We start from the raw sequence: 13,602 nt of genomic DNA, 5'->3' as shown, positions 1-13,602 counted from the left end.
ATTTTCATGAAAGAGCTTCGCTATATAAACAAGTACTTCAAAAAATACTGGTTCAAACTGTTGATAGGCATCATCATCACCATTATCGCCCGTATATTTTCATTGGTCATGCCCTCTTATGTTAACAAATCGATACAGGCCGTTGAAGATTTTATAGCAGGCACTGTTTCAAGGCCTGAGACCAAAGAAGTATTGTTGCAATATATTCTGATCATTGTAGGGGCGGCGCTACTCTCAGGACTTTTCACCTTTTTGATGCGACAGACGATCATCAATGTTTCACGATATATCGAATATGACTTGAAAAACGAGGTTTTTGACCATTATCAGTTCTTGAACCTTAATTTCTACAAGCGCAACCGTATTGGTGATTTAATGAATCGCATCAGTGAAGATGTCGGCCAAGTACGAATGTATGCAGGCCCTGCCATCATGTACGGCATTCAAACGCTCACGCTCTTCGCTTGTTTGATACCGCTGATGTTCATCAAAGCCCCGACCATTGCCTTTTATACACTGACACCCTTGCCTATTCTTTCAATACTGATTTACTGGATAAGTCGTGTCATACACAAAAGAAGTACCAAAGTACAAGAGTTTCTATCGTCCCTTTCGACTTTTACACAAGAGTCCTTTTCGGGCATTTCGGTCATCAAAGCATATAATTTAGAGCCAAAGGTAAATGAAGAACTGCGGTCATTGGCCGTGGAGGGAAAAGACACCAGTATGGATCTGGCCAAGGTGAATGCCTGGTTTTTTCCTCTGATGATATTGCTCATCGGCATCAGTAACATCTTTGTTATCTATATAGGGGGAAAACAGTATATCGATGGCCAAATTGAATCGATAGGTATCATTGCCGAATTTATTCTATATGTCAATATGTTGACTTGGCCCGTTGCAGTGGTAGGATGGCTCACTTCTATTGTACAGCGTGCCGAGGCATCGCAAAAAAGAATCAATGAGTTCTTGAACGAAAAGCCCTCCATCAAAAATGAAGTGATCGAATCGACCCCTGTTCATGGCAAAATTGAATTCAAGAATGTCACTTTTACCTATGAAGACACCAATATCACGGCATTGAAAGATGTTTCTTTTGTTGTCGAAAGAGGTCAGACAGTGGCCATTCTCGGTAAAACAGGCTCTGGCAAATCGACCATTCTCGATTTGATCGCCCGTTTATATGACGTAGAATCAGGTGAAATTTTGATTGACGATCGCCCCATCAAAACCTTGAATCTCGATTCACTCAGAAATTCAATAGGTGCAGTGCCCCAAGATGCTTTCTTGTTTTCAGATACCATTGCCAATAATATTCGTTTTGGAAAAGAGGACGCCACACAAGAAGAAATCGAAAAGGTCGCCGATCAGGCCGCCGTACATGGTAATATTTTAGGCTTTGCCAAAAAATATGATACCATTTTGGGAGAGCGTGGTATTACCCTTAGCGGTGGCCAAAAACAAAGGGTATCGATCGCAAGGGCCCTTATAAAAGACCCTAAGATTTTTTTGTTCGATGATTGTCTTTCAGCGGTTGACACCGAAACAGAAGAAGAAATACTCAACAATTTAAAAGAAGCATCCCAGCACAAAACCACCTTGATTGTCAGTCATAGGGTTTCTTCGGCAAAGAGCGCAGATAAAATTATCATTCTTGAAAATGGTAAAATAATACAAGAAGGCACTCACGAGCAACTGAATATGGTAGATGGCTATTACAAAGAGCTTTACCTCGAGCAACTCACTGAGAAAGAGTAGTCAAAAGTTGCTAGGTTAGGTTTTTTTTTACATTTTTGGTAGAATAATTTAACATTCAGAACACTAAACCATATGAACGAGAAAGATTTGATGGATCAGGAAGAGATCTATTCCAAAGTACTCAGGGCAGGCAGAAGAACCTACTTCTTTGATGTACGCAGCACTAAAGCGGGAGATTATTATCTGACAATTACCGAAAGCAAAAAATTCACCCATGACGACGGTTCTTTCCACTACAAAAAACATAAGATTTATCTCTATAAAGAAGACTTCAGCGCATTTAGGGAAAATATGTCGGAAATGATGGATTATATCATTGACGAAAAAGGCACTGAGGTCATATCTGAACGTCATAAAAAAGATTTCAAAAAAGAAGATGAAGATGATAAGGCCGGTGAAAATGGCTCTCCGACCGAAAATTTCACCGATGTGGACTTTGACGACATCTGAAATCAAATAAAAAGCTAAAAACGGTCTGTTTTCACAGGCCGTTTTTTATTTTTAATGCGGACTAATTCAATGAAGCACTTATGAAGAAAAAAGTACTGCACCTCCTTGTTTTCACAAGTTTTTTTGCCTTTGCACAAAATGATGTTTCCCTTGATTACTATCTGCCCGACAATGTTTCGTACGACCCAGATATACCAACGCCAAAAGAGATAATCGGCCATGAGGTCGGCGAGTGGCATGTAACCCATGATAAATTGGTGATGTACATGAACATACTTGCCGAGAAAAGTGACCGCATCACCATTGAAAATCGAGGAAAAACCTATGAAGGCAGGCCCCTCTTATTGCTCACCGTGACCTCACCACAAAATCACCAAAACCTTGAAAAAATTCGACAAGACCATATCGCCTTGACGGAAAGCGGCAGCAATTCGCTCAATACCAATGAAATGCCGATCGTGGTCTATCAAGGATTCTCTATTCATGGCAATGAAGCCAGTGGATCCAATGCTACCTTGGCATATGCCTATCATTTGGCGGCTGCACAAGGACCTGAAATGGCGGAAAAATTAAATGATATGATCATCTTACTGGATCCATGTCTTAACCCAGACGGTTTACAGCGGTTTGCCTATTGGGCCAACGTTCACCGCAGTCAAAACCTAAATCCTGATCCCAATGAAAGAGAGTACCATGAGATATGGCCTGGTGGGCGTACCAACCATTACTGGTTTGACATGAACCGTGATTGGCTGCCCGTACAGCTACCTGAGAGCCGGGCAAGAATCGAGACCTTCCACAAATGGCTGCCCAATATTCTGACCGACCACCATGAAATGGGCACCAACTCTACTTTTTTCTTCCAGCCTGGCGAACCCTCGAGGGTACATCCATTGACACCCAAAATCAACCAAGAGCTGACCGCCGAAATAGGTTCATATCATGCTAAGGCACTTGACAGAATCGGGTCGCTCTACTATTCAGAAGAAAATTTTGACGACTATTACTACGGAAAAGGCTCTACGTTTCCTGATGTGAACGGGAGTATCGGCATCCTTTTTGAGCAAAGTAGTTCGCGTGGCCATATACAAGAAAGCGAAAACGGGATCCTTACCTTTCCGTTCACCATCCGCAACCAGTTTACCACTGCATTGTCAACTATAGAAGCAGCCGAAAACATGCGTTCTAAAATACTCGACTACCAACGCAAATATTATGCAGATGTTAAAAATGAGGGGGTTAGAAGCAAGACCAAGGGCTATGTTTTTGGCGATGGAAAAGATGCGGTCCGTGCTTGGCACCTAGCGGAAATACTGAACCGTCACAAAATCGATTTTCATGAACTGGCCGATGATGTGACCATAAAAGGAAAGCAATATAAAAAGGGGCATGCCTACGTAGTACCCACCGAACAGAAAAATCCACGGTTGCTAAAAGCCATGTTCGAAAAGCGCACCACCTTTATCGATAGCCTTTTCTACGATGTTTCGGCGTGGACATTTCCATTGTCCTTCAATCTCGATTATACCGAGGTGACCTCATTGGTCAATGCCGGTGAAGAAATCACCGATTTTAAACCGATAATAGGGAGTATTTCAGGTGAAAGCAACTACGCCTATCTTTTCGAATGGCATGGTTACTATACGCCAAAGGCCCTAAACGAAATCGTACAAAAAGGATTGCGTGCCAAAGTAGCCAAATCACCTTTTACCTTGGAAGGAAAAAAGTACGATTATGGCACCATAATGGTCCCCGTTCAAAATCAAGTATTGGATTCACAGGCTTTGCACCAGTTTTTGGAACAAGTGGCCCAAAAAGCACAAATTCAAATTACCGCGGTGAATACTGGGCTTACCAAAGGCATTGACCTTGGAAGCAATGATTTTGACCCCATAAAAAAACAAAAAGTGGGCATTTTGGTGGGCGATGGGGTAAGGTCTTACGATGCTGGTGAGATCTGGCACTTGTTCGATACCCGCTATGATATGAAAATCACCAAAATCGATACCCGATATTTCAAAAATGTCGATTTGGGCAAGTATACAGATTTGATCATTCCAAGTGGCTGGAACAGTCAAATTTTAAATAAGGAAGGCGCTGAAAAAATAAAGGCCTGGGTCAAATCTGGGGGTACGGTCATCGGCTATCGAAACGTGGCAAATTGGTTTAAGAAAAATGAATTCATGAAACTTGAAATGAAAGAGGATACCTTGGTTGCCAAAGACATTTCCTATGATCAGAAGCAAGATTATCTGGGGGCCCAAGTGACCGGCGGCGCTATTTTTGAAGCAAAGCTCGACCGTTCACATCCCGTAGGATATGGTTATGCCAGCGACAGAATTTCACTCTTCAGAAACACCAATATTTATTTGAAACCGGCAAAGAACAGTTATGACAATCCCATTCAATACACCAATAATCCATTGCAAAGTGGTTATATATCGGAAGAGAATGCAGAATTGATCAAAAATAGCGTGCCCTTCAAAATAAAAAGGTTGGGGAAGGGTAGAGTGATATTGTTTACCGACAATACCAATTTTAGGGCCTTTTGGTACGGTACCAATAAATTATTGATGAACGCTATTTTCTTCGGACAGATGATGTGACCCCCAACACTTTGGTCAAAAAAAGATTAAAAGCGGCATGCACCATAACCAAAAGGCATGCCGTTTTCCATTCATAAAGGTTTTTTAGAATCAAGAAAGAAAGCAGATAAAATATAGGATACGCCAACATGGCAAAACCAAATCGAAACGTAGAGATGAACTCTGGCTCTGGTACTGTGGGCTTGATCAAGACCCGCCACAAAAAAACCAAGGGCAAATTGGCCATGTAGAACAAAAATCTACCTAAAGTCTGCAAGAAATTGTTTTTCTCTCCGCTGTCTGGTGGTAGAGCGGAGAGAGTCTTCAATTTGGCATTTACCTTTTCTGGGTGCGTAAAATCAATGTCAAGTGCTTTCAGTTTTTTGATCGAACCTTCATAATCTCTATTATCTGCAATGTGTGACGTCAGCTGTATCAATCGATCAAAAATTTCTTGCTTCAGTATGGTCTTATACTCTTTTGAGGCCATAAATTCTTGTACCCTGATCGGTCGACCATAATAAACTGCCGCGCTATCTCCCCACCTAATGGGATATTGGTAATTCTGCCCAATGGGCACCAAATGAACATCTAGATCGTTTTGCCTTTCTAGGGCCTTATCTATGATTCGGGTGAACCCCTTGCTCAAAGGCCGCACTTGCCTCTTAAGGCTATGGTTGGCCTCTGGAAATAGTAATAATGCTTCACCAGAAACCAATAAGATTCCGCAGGTATCGAAAATGGCTTCATTCTTTGATAGTGAGCTTCTGCCATCTCGCATTCGATAGATGGGCAGCATCTGTAAAAATCGAAACAAATGACGAAACAAATAGTTCTTGAACACATCGGCACGGGTCAAGAACCACGGTCTCCTACTACAATGCGTAGCGATAAGCAAAACATCCATCAAAGCATTTTGGTGGTTCGAAACAAAGAGCACGGGCTTGTCTTTCGGTATATTCCCTAGGCCCTCTATCCTGATTTTTTTATAGTAAAAGAACAGGCCCACTGAGACCCAATACTTAAAAAAATAATAGCCGAGCCGTCTCACACTGTTTTCTCTTTCTTCAAAGGGCGATAACCCCAATAACTGCCCAATAAAAGTCCAGAGACCAAATGCCAAATGCCCCAAAAAGCGGTCAAAAGGGCCATTCCGCCCAAACCATCAAAAAAAGTAAAAATCAGAAGTAGGCCAAGACCCGAGTTCTGAATGCCCGTTTCGATAGTGATACTTCGAACATTTTCCTTTGAAAACCCCAAGGCCTTTGCCAATGAGAAACCCGTAAGAAAAGCCACTAAATTGTGCATGGCCACCAACCAAAATACATAGAGCACATACTCAAAAAAAATATCGAGGTTGTTGTAAAGTGCCAAAAAAATAAGCAATACAAAAAAAATCAACGAGCCCAATTTGAACCCTTTTGCCAAACGTTTTGCGACATTTGGCCAAACATGGTTCACCAGCATACCCAATACCAGGGGCACCCCCAATAATAACGCTACCAGTTTGACCATTTCAAAGGGCGATATCGCCACTTCACGCAAAATATGCTCGGTAGGTTCGTACAACGAGCCCCAGAATTGTAGGTTAAAAGGGGTCATGACAATGGCCAATAAAGTCGCAATGGCCGTTAAAGTGACCGAAAGTGCAGCATTTCCCTTGGCCAGGTGGGTGATAAAATTAGAAATGTTGCCACCGGGGCATGCAGCCACCATGAACATGCCCAGGGCCATACTGGGTATGGGATGGGCCGTCACAACCAATATAAAAGTCACTGCCGGTAGCAAAAGAAACTGACTGAAGACCCCTGCCAACACCAATTTCGGGTGTCGAAGCAGTTGCTTGAAATCATTAAGTGAAATGTCTAAAGCAACTCCGAACATAACAAATGCAAGGGCAACATTGAGCACCCAGAGCGATTTGCTATCAAAATTGATATGAACGTTATCTATCAGCTCTTCCAATTAGGAAATTTTGAGTCCGTTTGGGACATTGAAACCAGGGTGCAAAAGCACCACGTCATCACCCTCAACGGCACCCAATATAAGGCATTCGCTCATAAAATCAGCTATTTGCTTTTTAGGAAAGTTCACAACTGCAACTACCTGTCTGCCCAGCAAATCTTCTTTTTGATACCGCTGGGTGATTTGAGCAGATGATTTTTTAATGCCCATCTCAGAGCCAAAATCGATTTTTATCCGATAGGCAGGTTTATGGGCCTTTTCAAAGTCATTCACTTCAATAATGGTGCCCACCCGCATATCGACCTTGGCAAAATCAGGCCATTGAATTGTCTCGGTCATAGTACGTAACTTTGTAGAAAAGTAATTAAATATCAGCAATAAAAATGGCACGCACACCTAGTAATATGCTTCCCCTGGGTACTTTGGCACCAGAATTCAGTTTGGTTGACACCACTACCGATAAAACCTTGAACCTTCAAGTACTGAAAGGCGACAACGGTACGCTTGTGATGTTCATCTGCAATCACTGCCCTTTTGTGAAGCATGTGAACAGTGAGCTTGCCAGATTGGGAAGGGAATACCAAAAAAAGGGTATTGGTTTTATCGCGATTTCAAGTAATGATGTTGTAAACTACCCAGACGATGCGCCCCATTTAATGAAAGAAGTGGCCGAGCAAGAAGACTATACCTTTCCGTATCTTTACGATGAGACACAAGAAGTCGCCAAAGCCTACGATGCGGCCTGCACACCTGATTTCTTTCTGTTCGATGGAAATTTGAAATTGGTCTATCGCGGACAATTGGATGATTCCCGCCCAGGAAACGGCCTTCCCGTCACTGGAAATGACCTACGCAATGCCATGGATGCACTGCTTGATGGCAAGCCTATTGACGAAGATCAAAAGCCCAGTATTGGATGCAACATCAAATGGGCCGATAATCGGCAATGATCTTTATGCCCATTTCGAGTTATTGGAATATGCATGGCCGAAGTCAAAACAAGAAATCTCAATTTCTCGATCATGGTTTTCCAAAAAATGCCAAAATGATCAAAACATGAAATTAAATCCAAAAGAAGCACTTAAAAAACTGGCCCGACACGATTCCCCGTTTTTAGATTTATTCTCGCACGGTTCACTTCAGGTTGAAATCTATAAACCTGAAAAAGTCGATTTGCAACTGCCCCATGCACGTGATGAAATCTATGTCGTGATTGAGGGTACCGGTGAATTTCTCAACGGTGGTGAGCGAATGACCTTCAGTGCCGGTGATTTTTTGTTCGTCCCTGCTGGGGTCGAGCACCGCTTTGAGAACTTTACCGATGATTTTTCGACATGGGTATTCTTCTATGGCCCAGAAGGAGGTGAAAAGCCTTAAAAATGGATATCACCTTTGAACCTGTTACCAAAAAGACCATTGAAACATACATCGCCGTAGGTAAATGTTCTTATATAGAGCACTATCTACACCTATGGAAAAATGAGGATCCTACCCCTTTCTTTGAAGAAAACCTAGACCGTGAGGTAATCGAAAATACTCTTCAAGACCCAAATCAAAAGCTTTTCATGATCAATACAAAAACAGCCCCTGTCGGTATTTTGCATCTTACACTTGATGAAGAAAAGGGCAACTTTCTGTCACCAAAAAATGTGTTGCTGAACAAAATATATCTTTTGAAGGCCCATTCGGGCAAGGGTATCGGTAAGAAGTCTATTGATTTTGTTCAAGAATTTGCCAAAGATGCCATGAAAAAGGTCATCTGGCTGTATACCATGAAAAAAGGCAAAGCTCTGGACTTTTACTTAAACCATGGTTTCACGATTGTCAAGGAAACCGAACTATGGCTTCCGAACGCCAAAGACGCTGAAAGACCCATGTGGATATTATCGCGAGAAGTATAGCTTACCAGCCCTCTCTATCGAGCAGATTTTCGATATGTGCCAAATGATGATTGCCATGCCATGCATAGCGACCGATGTTTTCTTCAAGTGTGGTTTGCTCGTTGCCCTCGGGATGGGTAAATTTTCGTTGCAATTGCTCCTTAGATAGTCCTTTTAGCAGATAGACCAATTTGGCATGCACCGCCTTTAGATGATCGAGAGATAACTGAATTGGGGCAGTTTTCGCATCGAAAAGCTTCGACCACTCCTTTTCAAAATAAGGTTTGATGGTCGGATTCTCCTCTGTCAACGCCCATTTGAAGCGAATATAGCTATGGTGGTGGCTATCGGCTATGTGGTGAACGAGCTGTCTGACCGTCCATCCCCCAGGGCGGTAGGGGGTCTCCAATTGCGAGTCAGAAAGTGATGAGACCATATCGGCCAAACGATTGGGCAAATGTTCCAAAACCTGAATCCATTCCTCAATATGGTGATCAGTGATAGGATTGGGAATTTCATACTTCCCGATAGGGTAGCGGAGCTGTTCTAAAGCAATTTCTTCCATCTTATAAAAGTACTAAAGATCGCTTAGGGCAATGACAGAAATTAGTGCTCGAATAGAAACTTTAATACATTTTTAACCTCCCATAAAATCACAGGCATTCATAATCCACTAATTTTACAGGACAATCTAAAAAAGAACACTATGGCAACAATACGATTGGGCGATATCGCCCCTGACTTTACAGCGGAAACTTCTCAAGGAACCCTTAATTTTTATGACTACCTAGGTGATGGCTGGGGTATTCTTTTCTCGCATCCGGCCGACTTCACCCCGGTCTGTACCACAGAACTGGGTACAGCGGCCAAGTTCAAGGATGAATTTGATAAACGCAACGTGAAAATGATGGCCTTGAGTGTAGATCCTTTGGATTCGCACCATGAGTGGATCAAAGATATCAACGAAACGCAGAACACATTGGTTAACTTTCCAATTGTTGCCGATGAGGACAAAAAGGTCTCCACACTCTATGACATGATTCACCCCAATGCCAACGACAATCTAACGGTTCGTTCGGTTTTTATCATCGCTCCCGACAAAACCGTAAAGCTCACTTTGACCTATCCGGCCTCTACTGGTCGTAACTTTTATGAACTGCTACGGGTCATCGATTCGTTACAGTTGACTGCTTACCACAAAGTAGCCACCCCAGCAAATTGGGAAAATGGACAAGATGTGGTCGTTAGTCCGTCGATACCAACAGATGAGGCAATGAAACTGTTTGATGAAGGAGTAGAGGAAATCAAACCGTATCTAAGGTTTACCCCAGATCCACTGGCACAATCACAAGTGTAAACAACGCTTGTCAAAAAATTTAAAGCCTCCCTTTTCAGGGAGGTTTTTTTTGTCAAAAACATACGCAACTCTCTTCATTTTTTGCGTCTAAAAATCAAACAACCTCAACACCCCAACAATAAATAATCACAACCATGACCACTTTTTTTGGTATTCTTTCGCTTTTATTGGCCATAAACGGTTTGCTGTTATTGGTAAGCGTGAACAGCGGTCATAAAAAGTAAGATTTACGTTAAGCCCGATGTTCATTCACATTTCACCTGAAACGGGAACAATGGTCTATGGCGTTAAAGTGCTTTATACGAAGTAGGGTTTTTAATCGTTCATGTGTTATAACCTATAGAAACATAGCTGATTCTTTACCCCATGGACACCTTTTTTAGCATCTTGGCCTTCTTGCTCTTGCTCAACCTTTTATTATTGGTGGTTAGCGTGAACCGGGCAAAATAGTTTTCAATACTTCGATTGCCAGACTTTTTTTGGGAACGACCTTCTCCATCAAGATAACTTGAAAAAAATCGGCAATAAATTAATTAATTCTATCTTTGGCCCATATTTAATTTTTAAATCTTATTATGAATAGAGGAACAGTCAAATTCTTCAACGATTCAAAAGGCTACGGCTTTATCACAGAAGAAGGTTCAGAAACAGATCACTTTGTACACGTTTCAGGTTTAATCGATGAAATTCGCGAAGGTGATGTTGTAGAATTCGAACTACAACAAGGTAAAAAAGGATTGAACGCAGTGAACGTACAAGTAGTATAACGGCAACAATATATCTTTTTTATAAAGCAAAAGCCCCAACTTTATGATGGGGCTTTTTTCATTCTGTATCGTAAATGGCTATTGAAATGGTCTATTTGACGTTCATTAGCTCCACATCAAAAACAAGGGTTGCATTTGGTGGGATCACCCCACCTGCCCCACGGCTACCATAGGCCAAATGGGAAGGTATCACAAAACGGGCCTTATCACCCACTTTTAGCAGGGAGATACCTTCGTCCCAACCGGGAATCACTTGCCCAATGCCCAATTGAAAATCAATCGGTTGTTTTCTTTGATAAGAAGAATCAAATACTTGGCCATTGTCAAGCATACCTTCATAATGTACCGAAACCATTTTTCCCTTTTCAGCCTTGGCACCTGACCCTTCTTGAATTTTCTTATAGCGAAGTCCGCTTTCCGTCTTTTCAAAACCGGCAGCCAGTTTTTCAAGTTCGGCTTCAGCCCTATCACGTTCTTTGGCCAATCGTTCTTCTTTTTCGGCTTCAAAGTTTTTGAAGGCATCTACGGCACTCCAGTTTTTTGCCTCGTCTCCTACCCTAACGATTTCAAGGCTTTCAATGGTGTCGTTCTGTGCAATGGCATCGACCACCTCTTGGCCATGCTCAACGTGGCCGAAGACCGTGTGCTTGTTATCTAACCATGGGGTGGCCACATGGGTGATAAAAAATTGACTGCCATTGGTTCCTGGGCCAGCATTGGCCATTGATAGCACACCTGGGGCATCGTGTTTCAGATCATCATGAAATTCATCATCGAATTGATACCCAGGGCTTCCTGTACCTGTGCCTTGCGGACACCCACCCTGAATCATGAAGTCATTGATAACCCGATGAAATTTCAAGCCATCATAATAAGGCTGGCCTTCTGGTTTGGCCGAATTTTTCATGTTGCCTTCTGCCAAGGCCACAAAGTTTCCGACCGTGCCCGGGGTCTTGTTATGGGTGAGTTTGACCAAAATCTCTCCTTTTGTCGTATTGAATTTTGCGTAGATTCCTTCTTGCATTCTTATTGATTTTTAAGGGTGCAAAGGTAACGATTTGACTTTGGCCAAAAAAGTTATGCATAGCTGTGATCATCCAAAAAGAGAAATGCAACATTTGTATTCACCCACAACTATTTATATAGTTCTTTTCTATTGGAAAGATTGATTTTTCAACTGATTTTCACCATTTTTAGACAATCGCTTATTCATCTTGGTTACCGGTAACCAGTATCAATCAAAAAAAGAATCATGAAAAAAAATCTTATTGTCCTTTCTATCCTTACCATCTTATATAGTTGCAATTCCAATAGAGTGGATATTTCTGTAAAAAATGGAATTCAAATAAATGGTGCTACCATTGTTACCTATGATAATTCTGGGAACTTAAAAGAATTTAGGGGAAACATTGTAATTGATTCAGGTGATATTGTATATGTAGGGGAAGAAAAGCCCAAGGTGAACGGGGAGTGCACTACAATCAATGGTAATAACAAGTATGTCATACCGGGTTTGATCGATAGTCATGTACATTTGGCCAATGTTGCCGGCATGAATTTCAGACAGCAAAAAAAGTACCCCGACCTTGTGGAAGGTTATTTTGAACAGTTGCCCAGAAGTTTTCTTTTTCATGGTTACACAACTCTTGTTGACCTGAACAATTATGCCCCTCAGAGAATTGATAAAATCCTAAAAGAAAAGATAAGGCCTGACATTTATACGTGTGGAGAGATGATTTCGGTCATGAACGATTTTACTATGGAAATGGAAGAATATCCACAAGAAGTAAGGTTAAAATTACCCTTTGTCCATGACCACTACAATGAGCATGTTCATATTCCCGATTCCATTGATTTAAAACCCCACAGCGTATCCTCAATAGTAAAAAACATAATTGAAGACCAGAATGGCATCTGTATCAAAGCTTTGTACGAAGATGCTTCATCAGGTTTAAAAGAGACCTGGCAAAAACCCAGTACTGGTATTTTGAGTGATATTGCCGGTGAAGCAAGAGCTTTTGGTATAGTCAGCATTATCCATGCTCCTTCCATGGAAGGGCAGCAAGCCGCCCTCAAAGCCGGTATGGATATTATTGCCCACGGTATGTGGAATTGGTCATCAGATCCCCTTAAGATCACACAAACCGATTTTTCTGTCGACCATAAGAAATTGCTAGATGAAATAGTAGAAGCCAAAATTGGTTACCAGCCCACCTACCGGGCCATTACCTCTGAAATCGATGTGCTAAGCGGAAACTTCTTAACAGATACCAGCTTGGTCAATGTACTCCCAAGACCCTACATTGATTGGTTAAAGACAGATGAGGGAAACTGGTTTCTAAAGAGAATGTTGAACCGCCCCAATTATCTCAAAAAAACAAATCCCGAGTTCTTCGAGAAAGTTAGGTCGCAATTCGTTTCTGATTCGGCAATGCGAGATTCAATTTATACGGTTTTAAAAACCAGGATCGATAAGGTCACACGTTATTTGGCCGACAATGATGCCAACCTATTGTTCGGCACTGATTTTGGGGTCATGAACATATATACCTCCCCCCCGGGTTACAGTGGTTTTCTAGAGATGAATCATTGGGCAGAGGCCGGTGTCAGCTTAGAAGTGATATTTAAAGCGGCGACTTACAATAATGCCAAAGCACTTGATTTAGATTACTTATATGGTAGTATTGTAAGTGGAAAAATTGCCAATCTATTGATTTTGGACTCAAACCCATTAGAAGATATTCAAGCATACAATGATATTGATTCGATTGTACTGCACGGAGAAATAATATCGAGAAAAAGTTTGCTTGCAAACCAATGATTACCTGCAAAAAAGTGAT

Annotated in this window: 14 protein-coding genes; 9 read left to right on the top strand and 5 right to left on the bottom strand. The window is 41.7% G+C overall.

Features of this window, described 5'->3' with window-relative positions; genetic code table 11:
- Nucleotides 1-6 precede the first annotated feature (6 nt).
- The 3 genes from L0P89_RS12635 to L0P89_RS12625 all read left to right on the top strand — a co-directional run bounded on the left by L0P89_RS12635 (nucleotide 7) and on the right by L0P89_RS12625 (nucleotide 4,814).
- A complete protein-coding gene (locus L0P89_RS12635; RefSeq protein ID WP_235268036.1) occupies nucleotides 7-1,758 on the top strand; it encodes an ABC transporter ATP-binding protein in 1,752 nt (583 codons plus the stop codon).
- Nucleotides 1,759-1,830: 72 nt separating this feature from the next.
- Entirely contained in the window at nucleotides 1,831-2,208 is a 378-nt protein-coding gene (locus L0P89_RS12630) for a PUR family DNA/RNA-binding protein (protein WP_235265456.1), read from the top strand.
- Nucleotides 2,209-2,288: 80 nt separating this feature from the next.
- On the top strand, nucleotides 2,289-4,814 hold the full coding sequence (locus L0P89_RS12625; protein WP_235265455.1) for a M14 family zinc carboxypeptidase: 2,526 nt from the start codon (nucleotides 2,289-2,291) through the stop codon (nucleotides 4,812-4,814).
- Here the strand turns inward: L0P89_RS12625 and L0P89_RS12620 are convergent.
- The 3 genes from L0P89_RS12620 to L0P89_RS12610 are packed head-to-tail and all read right to left on the bottom strand — an operon-like array spanning nucleotide 4,789 to nucleotide 7,097.
- Nucleotides 4,789-5,844, bottom strand: coding sequence for a lysophospholipid acyltransferase family protein (locus L0P89_RS12620; protein ID WP_235265454.1), 1,056 nt, complete (start codon nucleotides 5,842-5,844; stop codon nucleotides 4,789-4,791). The two genes, L0P89_RS12625 and L0P89_RS12620, sit on opposite strands and share 26 nt — an antisense overlap.
- A complete protein-coding gene (locus tag L0P89_RS12615) occupies nucleotides 5,841-6,758 on the bottom strand; it encodes a bile acid:sodium symporter family protein (protein WP_235265453.1) in 918 nt (305 codons plus the stop codon). The genes L0P89_RS12620 and L0P89_RS12615 overlap by 4 nt, the downstream gene beginning before the upstream one ends.
- On the bottom strand, nucleotides 6,759-7,097 hold the full coding sequence (locus L0P89_RS12610; RefSeq protein ID WP_235265452.1) for a tRNA-binding protein: 339 nt from the start codon (nucleotides 7,095-7,097) through the stop codon (nucleotides 6,759-6,761).
- A gap of 44 nt (nucleotides 7,098-7,141) precedes the next feature.
- Here L0P89_RS12610 and L0P89_RS12605 point away from each other — a divergent pair, with 44 nt between their 5' ends.
- From L0P89_RS12605 to L0P89_RS12595, 3 genes are all read left to right on the top strand, one after another.
- Nucleotides 7,142-7,708, top strand: coding sequence for a thioredoxin family protein (locus L0P89_RS12605; protein ID WP_235265451.1), 567 nt, complete (start codon nucleotides 7,142-7,144; stop codon nucleotides 7,706-7,708).
- Between the two features lie 106 nt (nucleotides 7,709-7,814).
- Entirely contained in the window at nucleotides 7,815-8,135 is a 321-nt protein-coding gene (locus L0P89_RS12600; RefSeq protein WP_235265450.1) for a cupin domain-containing protein, read from the top strand.
- Nucleotides 8,136-8,137: 2 nt separating this feature from the next.
- On the top strand, nucleotides 8,138-8,659 hold the full coding sequence (locus tag L0P89_RS12595) for a GNAT family N-acetyltransferase (protein ID WP_235265449.1): 522 nt from the start codon (nucleotides 8,138-8,140) through the stop codon (nucleotides 8,657-8,659).
- 1 nt (nucleotide 8,660) lies between these two features.
- Here the strand turns inward: L0P89_RS12595 and L0P89_RS12590 are convergent, their stop codons facing one another.
- Nucleotides 8,661-9,203, bottom strand: coding sequence for a YfiT family bacillithiol transferase (locus tag L0P89_RS12590; protein WP_235265448.1), 543 nt, complete (start codon nucleotides 9,201-9,203; stop codon nucleotides 8,661-8,663).
- A gap of 141 nt (nucleotides 9,204-9,344) precedes the next feature.
- Here L0P89_RS12590 and L0P89_RS12585 point away from each other — a divergent pair, with 141 nt between their 5' ends.
- Both L0P89_RS12585 and L0P89_RS12580 read left to right on the top strand, forming a co-directional pair.
- Nucleotides 9,345-9,995, top strand: coding sequence for a peroxiredoxin (locus L0P89_RS12585; protein WP_235265447.1), 651 nt, complete (start codon nucleotides 9,345-9,347; stop codon nucleotides 9,993-9,995).
- 575 nt (nucleotides 9,996-10,570) lie between these two features.
- Nucleotides 10,571-10,762 carry a cold-shock protein gene (locus tag L0P89_RS12580; protein WP_235265446.1) on the top strand — a complete coding sequence of 64 codons (192 nt, stop codon included), beginning with the start codon at nucleotides 10,571-10,573 and terminating at the stop codon, nucleotides 10,760-10,762.
- Nucleotides 10,763-10,853: 91 nt separating this feature from the next.
- On the opposite strand, the gene L0P89_RS12575 is transcribed toward L0P89_RS12580, so the two are convergent.
- Nucleotides 10,854-11,786 carry a peptidylprolyl isomerase gene (locus tag L0P89_RS12575; protein ID WP_235265445.1) on the bottom strand — a complete coding sequence of 311 codons (933 nt, stop codon included), beginning with the start codon at nucleotides 11,784-11,786 and terminating at the stop codon, nucleotides 10,854-10,856.
- A 228-nt stretch (nucleotides 11,787-12,014) separates the two neighbouring features.
- On the opposite strand from L0P89_RS12575, the gene L0P89_RS12570 reads away from it, so the two are divergent.
- Complete coding sequence (locus L0P89_RS12570; RefSeq protein WP_235265444.1) at nucleotides 12,015-13,583, top strand: amidohydrolase family protein; 1,569 nt, start codon at nucleotides 12,015-12,017, stop codon at nucleotides 13,581-13,583.
- Nucleotides 13,584-13,602: the final 19 nt, after the last annotated feature.

This window comes from Muricauda sp. SCSIO 65647, from assembly GCF_021534965.1.
Lineage (GTDB): Bacteria > Bacteroidota > Bacteroidia > Flavobacteriales > Flavobacteriaceae > Flagellimonas_A.
The sequence above is the reverse complement of the archived record's forward strand: the minus strand, read 5'-3'. Positions and strand labels throughout refer to the sequence as shown.

What these genes read in the sequence shown, in the direction of transcription:
- L0P89_RS12575 (WP_235265445.1), bottom strand. Translation starts at nt 11,786, where the DNA reads ATGCAAGAAGGAATCTACGCAAAATTCAATACGACAAAAGGAGAGATT.
- L0P89_RS12610 (WP_235265452.1), bottom strand. Translation starts at nt 7,097, where the DNA reads ATGACCGAGACAATTCAATGGCCTGATTTTGCCAAGGTCGATATGCGG.
- L0P89_RS12600 (WP_235265450.1), top strand. Translation starts at nt 7,815, where the DNA reads ATGAAATTAAATCCAAAAGAAGCACTTAAAAAACTGGCCCGACACGAT.
- L0P89_RS12595 (WP_235265449.1), top strand. Translation starts at nt 8,138, where the DNA reads ATGGATATCACCTTTGAACCTGTTACCAAAAAGACCATTGAAACATAC.
- L0P89_RS12585 (WP_235265447.1), top strand. Translation starts at nt 9,345, where the DNA reads ATGGCAACAATACGATTGGGCGATATCGCCCCTGACTTTACAGCGGAA.
- L0P89_RS12635 (WP_235268036.1), top strand. Translation starts at nt 7, where the DNA reads ATGAAAGAGCTTCGCTATATAAACAAGTACTTCAAAAAATACTGGTTC.
- L0P89_RS12625 (WP_235265455.1), top strand. Translation starts at nt 2,289, where the DNA reads ATGAAGAAAAAAGTACTGCACCTCCTTGTTTTCACAAGTTTTTTTGCC.
- L0P89_RS12605 (WP_235265451.1), top strand. Translation starts at nt 7,142, where the DNA reads ATGGCACGCACACCTAGTAATATGCTTCCCCTGGGTACTTTGGCACCA.
- L0P89_RS12630 (WP_235265456.1), top strand. Translation starts at nt 1,831, where the DNA reads ATGAACGAGAAAGATTTGATGGATCAGGAAGAGATCTATTCCAAAGTA.
- L0P89_RS12590 (WP_235265448.1), bottom strand. Translation starts at nt 9,203, where the DNA reads ATGGAAGAAATTGCTTTAGAACAGCTCCGCTACCCTATCGGGAAGTAT.
- L0P89_RS12580 (WP_235265446.1), top strand. Translation starts at nt 10,571, where the DNA reads ATGAATAGAGGAACAGTCAAATTCTTCAACGATTCAAAAGGCTACGGC.
- L0P89_RS12570 (WP_235265444.1), top strand. Translation starts at nt 12,015, where the DNA reads ATGAAAAAAAATCTTATTGTCCTTTCTATCCTTACCATCTTATATAGT.